At 60.6% G+C, this 5,293-nt stretch carries 7 protein-coding genes and 1 pseudogene; 6 read left to right on the forward strand and 2 right to left on the reverse strand.

What is annotated here, in order from left to right:
• The first annotated feature begins 107 nt into the window (after window positions 1-107).
• The 6 genes from EN742_RS23055 (at window position 108) to EN742_RS23080 (ending at window position 4,497) form a co-directional block, all read left to right on the forward strand.
• The gene (locus tag EN742_RS23055) at window positions 108-821 is read left to right on the forward strand and encodes an ABC transporter permease (RefSeq protein WP_127407523.1); all 714 of its coding nucleotides are present in this window, start codon (window positions 108-110) and stop codon (window positions 819-821) included.
• Complete coding sequence (locus EN742_RS23060; RefSeq protein ID WP_126054505.1) at window positions 818-1,648, forward strand: ABC transporter permease; 831 nt, start codon at window positions 818-820, stop codon at window positions 1,646-1,648. Before EN742_RS23055 ends, EN742_RS23060 begins: the two co-directional genes overlap by 4 nt.
• A 113-nt stretch (window positions 1,649-1,761) precedes the next feature.
• Complete coding sequence (locus EN742_RS23065) at window positions 1,762-2,631, forward strand: NAD(P)-dependent oxidoreductase (protein WP_126054504.1); 870 nt, start codon at window positions 1,762-1,764, stop codon at window positions 2,629-2,631.
• A 7-nt stretch (window positions 2,632-2,638) separates the two neighbouring features.
• Window positions 2,639-3,343, forward strand: coding sequence for a DNA alkylation repair protein (locus EN742_RS23070; protein WP_126054503.1), 705 nt, complete (start codon window positions 2,639-2,641; stop codon window positions 3,341-3,343).
• Window positions 3,303-3,881 carry a GNAT family N-acetyltransferase gene (locus EN742_RS23075; protein WP_127406873.1) on the forward strand — a complete coding sequence of 193 codons (579 nt, stop codon included), beginning with the start codon at window positions 3,303-3,305 and terminating at the stop codon, window positions 3,879-3,881. The genes EN742_RS23070 and EN742_RS23075 overlap by 41 nt, the downstream gene beginning before the upstream one ends.
• A gap of 46 nt (window positions 3,882-3,927) precedes the next feature.
• Window positions 3,928-4,497, forward strand: coding sequence for a DUF3299 domain-containing protein (locus EN742_RS23080; RefSeq protein ID WP_127406872.1), 570 nt, complete (start codon window positions 3,928-3,930; stop codon window positions 4,495-4,497).
• Window positions 4,498-4,540: 43 nt separating this feature from the next.
• Here the strand turns inward: EN742_RS23080 and EN742_RS23085 are convergent, their stop codons facing one another.
• Both EN742_RS23085 and EN742_RS39535 read right to left on the reverse strand, forming a co-directional pair.
• Window positions 4,541-5,032, reverse strand: coding sequence for an Lrp/AsnC family transcriptional regulator (locus EN742_RS23085; RefSeq protein ID WP_126054500.1), 492 nt, complete (start codon window positions 5,030-5,032; stop codon window positions 4,541-4,543).
• A gap of 144 nt (window positions 5,033-5,176) precedes the next feature.
• Window positions 5,177-5,293: pseudogene (locus EN742_RS39535) on the reverse strand (uracil-DNA glycosylase family protein); the annotation flags it as partial.

Here is a 5,293-nt window from a genome sequence, read left to right on the forward strand (position 1 = left end):
GAAAGGAAGGGGGGGTTTTTCCCGCCGTTCCTGCAAATGCAGGTCGGGCGCGAGGGGTGCTGCGGCATGGCTCTCAAAAGAGCGAATGTGGGAGAATAGGCGAGCGGATGCTGAGCGTATGGACGCTTCTCAGTTGGGGACCCGATGGCTGGCTTGACGACATCGTCTCTGGTGCTGCTGTCACGGTTCTTCTGGCCCTCGCAACGCTTCCAATCGGATTGACGATCGGCTTTTTTGTAGCGCTGGGAAAACAATCCGAGGAACCCTCGCTGCGCATTGCCGCCAACATCTACACGACGATCTTCCGTGGATTGCCCGAACTGGTGACGCTGTTTCTGTTTTTTTTCGGCGGCCCGCTGATCCTGCAATATCTCATCAGACTGGTAAGGCCCGAGGCGACAATCGATGTTAACGCCTTCGTCGCTGGCATGATCGTGCTTGCCATCATCTTTTCGGCTTACGCCAGCGAGGTTTTCCTTTCAGCGTTCCGGGCCATCCCAAAGGGCCAATATGAGGGTGGCTACGCAGTTGGCCTTTCATACGGGCAAACGATGCGCAAAGTGATTTTGCCGCAACTGGTTCGCATCGCCTTTCCGGGCCTGGAGAATTGCTGGCTGAGCCTGCTCAAGGACACGTCGCTGGTGTCAGTGGTCGGTTTGGCAGAAACGCTCCGTCAAGCTGGCGTGGCCGCACGCGTCACCAAACACACATTCCTGTTCTTCAGTGTGGCCGCCGTGGTATTTCTTATCTTGGCGGTCATTTCATCCCTCGCCACCCGCGCCATACAGCGCTCGCTTGCCCAGCGGGAGGTACGGCGATGAGCGTTGCGGCCGACGCCAAAAGCGTTGTGGAACGGCCTCCCCCGCGAGCACGTGGCTGGCCGCGCTCCCGAATTGTCGGCTACGTGCTGATAGGCCTCTGGATTGCCGCTGGCGGCGGCATTGTCGCCTATCTGGCTCTCGCCTGGAACAGCGAACTCTTTGCCAAGTACGGCCCTAGCTACCTACAAGGGCTGGGTGTGACGCTTTCGCTGGTTGGCATTTCGATTGTCCTTGGCGCCATACTGTCACTTCCGGTCGCCTATGCGCGCATGTCGAAGAACCGCATCCTGTCCGGTCTTGCCTATTGTTACGTCTATTTCTTTCGCGGAACGCCGCTGCTCGTGCAGACCTTTCTGGTCTATTACGGGGTCGGCTCGTTCAAACCACAACTCGAAATGGTTGGGCTGTGGGGCTTTTTCCGTGAGGCGTTCAACTGTGGCGTCTTTGCATTTGCCCTCAACACGGCCGCCTATCAGGCCGAAATCCTGCGCGGCGCCATCGAAAGCGTGCCGAAAGGCCAATGGGAGGGTGCTGCTTCACTCGGCCTGCACAAATTGCAGACGTTGTGGAAGATCATCCTGCCGCAGGCAATGGTGGTCGCGCTGCGGCCGTATGGCAACGAGCTTATCCTGATGATCAAAGCGTCCGCGATCGTCGCCATCATCACCGTGTACGACCTGATGGGCATGGCAAAACTGACCTACTCCCGCACCTTCGATATTCAGGCCTATATCTGGGTCGCCGTCGTGTATCTGGTGATGGTCGAGGTGCTGCGTCACGCGATCGAATGGATCGAACGCCGGATCACCATTCACCTTAAGCGCTGACCGAAACCGCCTTTCTGCACCAGTCGTTGGAGCGTCCCCGCGTCTTGACGTATTCGCCGCATGGCCTAGAGCTTGCGCCAGCAAAATCTGGTTCCCGTTTGGAAGGCAAGCCCATGGCATTGGTGGCATTTCTCGGTCTTGGCGTCATGGGTTATCCGATGGCCGGGCACCTCAGGAGCAAGGGCGGCCACGACGTCACCGTCTACAACCGCACTGTTGCCAAGGCCGTGCAATGGGTCGGCCAGCATGGCGGCCACTTCGCGGCGACGCCGGCGGAAGCCGCCGAAGGCAAGGACTTCGTCTTCTCCTGCGTCGGCAATGACGACGATCTACGCTCGGTGACGATTGGCGCCGACGGCGCTTTCCAATCGATGAAGAAGGGCGCGGTCTATATCGACAACACCACTGCCTCCGCCGAAGTCGCCCGCGAGCTTTCGGAGAAGGCGCAGGCGCTCGGGTTCTCCTTCCTCGATGCGCCGGTTTCCGGCGGCCAGGCCGGCGCTGAGAACGGCGTGCTCACTGTGATGGTGGGCGGCGAGCAAGCAGCTTTCGACCGGGCCAAACCGGTGATCGATGCTTTTGCCCGCATGGTCGGGCTGATGGGGCCGTCGGGTGCCGGCCAGCTCACCAAGATGATCAACCAGATCTGCATTGCAGGGCTCGTCCAGGGATTGGCCGAAGGCATCCATTTTGGCAAGAAGGCCGGGCTCGACATCGAGAAGGTGATCGAGGTGATCTCCAAGGGTGCGGCCGGCTCCTGGCAGATGGAAAACCGCCACAAGACGATGAATGCCGGTAAATATGATTTCGGTTTCGCTGTCGACTGGATGCGCAAGGATCTCGGCATTTGCCTGGCGGAGGCCGACCGCAACGGCGCCAAGCTGCCGGTGACGGCGCTCGTCGACCAATTCTACAAGGATGTGCAGGCGATGGGCGGTCGGCGCTGGGACACCTCTTCCCTGCTGGCTCGTCTGGAGAAATAGGGGCGCCATGGCCGAGCTTTCGCCCCAATCGAGCGCCGACGAAATCGTCGCTTATCTGCGCTCGATCGGCTCGGAGGAAAATCGCCGCGGCATGTTGCGCTACGGCATCAAGATCGAGCGCGCGCTGGGTATTCCGCACGGCGTGCAGCGGCAGATCGCCAAGAAGATCAAGCGCAACCATGAACGTGCCTTCGAACTCTGGCAGACCGGTATCATGGAAGCGCAGTTCATCGCTTCCGTCACCGCCGACCCGAAGCGGTTTTCCGCTGCGGATGCAAGGCAATGGGCGGCGTCCTTCGATTCCTGGGATATCGTCGACGGCGTCTCCGACCTGTTCGTCGACACGGACGCCTGGAAGGAACTGATCGAAGAGTTCGCGGCCGACGAGCGGGAGTTCGTTCGACGCACGGCCTTTGCCATGATGGCCTGGTCTGTCGTCCACCGGAAGCAAGAGCCGGTCGCGACCTTCCTCGGCTTCCTGCCAATCATCGAGGCGCATGCCGCCGACAGCCGCAATTTCGTGAGGAAGGCTGTGAACTGGGCGCTTCGTTCGATCGGCAAGCGTTCGGTGGAAATGCACGGCGCTGCCCTTGCCGTGGCCGAACGCCTGGCGCAGTCGACCGACAAGACGGCGCGCTGGATTGGCAAGGACGCAGTGAAGGAACTGACCAATGCCAAGACGATCGAGCGGATCGCCGCCAGGAAAGGCTGACGGCGCCGAAATCCGCTTCGCGGAGGTGACGCGCTCGACCCGCGCGGATTTCGAGGAACTTTTCGAACAGCCGGGCGCGCCGAAATATTGCTGGTGCATGGCCTGGCGCCATTCCAGCCGCGAGCACGCCCGGAACGCCGAGAAGAAGCGCATGATGATGGGGCTGATCGAGGCCGGGACGCCCGTTGGCATCGTCGCTGAAGTCGACGGCAAGCCGGTCGGCTGGTGCTCGGTCGCGCCGCGCGAGACCTATCGCAGGCTCTCAAAGCTTCAGGACGACAGCGAAACGGGCGTCTGGTCGATCGTCTGCTTCTATGTGCCGAGGGCCCTGCGCGGCGGCGGGCTCGCGGCGGCACTGCTCGACGCGGCGATTGACCATGCCTTTGACAGGGGCGCGCGCGTGATCGAGGCCTATCCGGTCGACCAGGCAGCGCCAAGCTACCGCTTCATGGGTTTTCGCGACATGTTCCTGGTGCGAGGCTTCCACGAGATCGGCACCGCGGGCTCGCGCCGGCATGTGATGCGGCTCGAGCGTTGACGCCGTGGACGGCGGCGTCTTTACTCAGGTGCAAAGGAAGCAGCCAATGAGCAAGCATCTCAAATCAACCATCGCGCTCTCCGCTGCTTTGCTTGTATCCATTGCCGCCGATGCATCGGCCGAGACCGCGCATATCTTCTGGAAGGACCTGCGGCCGGCGACGCAGGCGATCGCCGAAGACGCCAACCTGCCGATGATCGCGGCAAAACTGCCGGACCACGGCGAGACGCTGTCCATCAATCTCCAGGACAAGACGATTCGATTAGCCGGCTATGCATTGCCTGTCGATCGCGAGGGCGACCTCGTCTACCAGTTCCTGCTGGTGCCGTGGACGGGCGCCTGCAGCCATATGCCGACGCCGCCGCCCAACCAGATCGTTTTGGTCACGCCGGCCCATCCCTACAGGATGTCTGAGGCCTATGAGCCAGTCTCCGTCACCGGCGTGCTGAAACCTGGAATGGAGAAAAGCCAGCTCTTCATCCTCGACGGCGTCTCGATCATCCAGTCGGGCTACACGGTGCCCAAGGCCGACGTGGCAAGTGTCGACAATGTACCGGACGCAGTCACCTTGCCGATCAACTCGCCCTGGAGTTTTCTCAACAAAAAGAAGAACTAGGCGTGCGTATGACCTTTCCGGAGGAAGGCCACGCGTGAGCAGCTCAAGCCGCGTTGGCGCCGGCTTCCTTGTCCAGCACCATGTAATCCAGCGGGATCTCGGTCGTATACTTGATCTGCTCCATGGCGAAGGACGACGAGACGTCGCGGATCTCGATCTTGGCGATCAGCCGCTTGTAGAAGGCGTCGTAGGCGGCAATGTCGGGCACCACGACGCGCAGCAGATAGTCGACGTCGCCGCTCATGCGGTAGAACTCGACCACTTCCGGAAATTCCTGGATGACTTCGGAGAAGCGCCGCAGCCATTCATGGCTGTGCGAATTGGTGCGGATCGACACGAAGACGGTGACGCGCACATTGACCTTCTCATGGTCGAGGATCGCGACGCGCCGCTTGATGACGCCCTCCTCCTCGAGCTTCTGGATGCGCCGCCAGCACGGCGTGGTCGACAGGCCGACTTTCTTGGCGACATCGGCGACCGCTAATGTCGCGTCCTCCTGCAGGAGGCGTAGAATTTTTCGGTCAAGCCGGTCCATCGGATACTCCCAGGGTGCATGTCGCCCAATTTGTGTGGCGTGCGCTTTGAGGAATGATTTGGCTATGATCCCTTTTATTCCGGCCTTTCACAAGAAAGAAATTCTGCCAAGCGCGAGAAAAACGGGTGATTTCTTGCTTCATGCCTAACCAAGGCGATAGCGGATTTCCGCCCTCAGGAAGGGCAGCAAATCCATTTCAAACCATGGATTCTTCTTCAGCCAGCCGGTGTTGCGCCACGACGGATGCGGCAGCGGCAGCAC

It is taken from the genome of Mesorhizobium sp. M4A.F.Ca.ET.020.02.1.1 (genome assembly GCF_004022645.1).
Classification (GTDB): Bacteria; Pseudomonadota; Alphaproteobacteria; order Rhizobiales; family Rhizobiaceae; genus Mesorhizobium.

What these genes read in the sequence shown, in the direction of transcription:
- EN742_RS23055 (WP_127407523.1), top strand. Translation starts at nt 108, where the DNA reads ATGCTGAGCGTATGGACGCTTCTCAGTTGGGGACCCGATGGCTGGCTT.
- EN742_RS23060 (WP_126054505.1), top strand. Translation starts at nt 818, where the DNA reads ATGAGCGTTGCGGCCGACGCCAAAAGCGTTGTGGAACGGCCTCCCCCG.
- EN742_RS23065 (WP_126054504.1), top strand. Translation starts at nt 1,762, where the DNA reads ATGGCATTGGTGGCATTTCTCGGTCTTGGCGTCATGGGTTATCCGATG.
- EN742_RS23070 (WP_126054503.1), top strand. Translation starts at nt 2,639, where the DNA reads ATGGCCGAGCTTTCGCCCCAATCGAGCGCCGACGAAATCGTCGCTTAT.
- EN742_RS23075 (WP_127406873.1), top strand. Translation starts at nt 3,303, where the DNA reads ATGCCAAGACGATCGAGCGGATCGCCGCCAGGAAAGGCTGACGGCGCC.
- EN742_RS23080 (WP_127406872.1), top strand. Translation starts at nt 3,928, where the DNA reads ATGAGCAAGCATCTCAAATCAACCATCGCGCTCTCCGCTGCTTTGCTT.
- EN742_RS23085 (WP_126054500.1), bottom strand. Translation starts at nt 5,032, where the DNA reads ATGGACCGGCTTGACCGAAAAATTCTACGCCTCCTGCAGGAGGACGCG.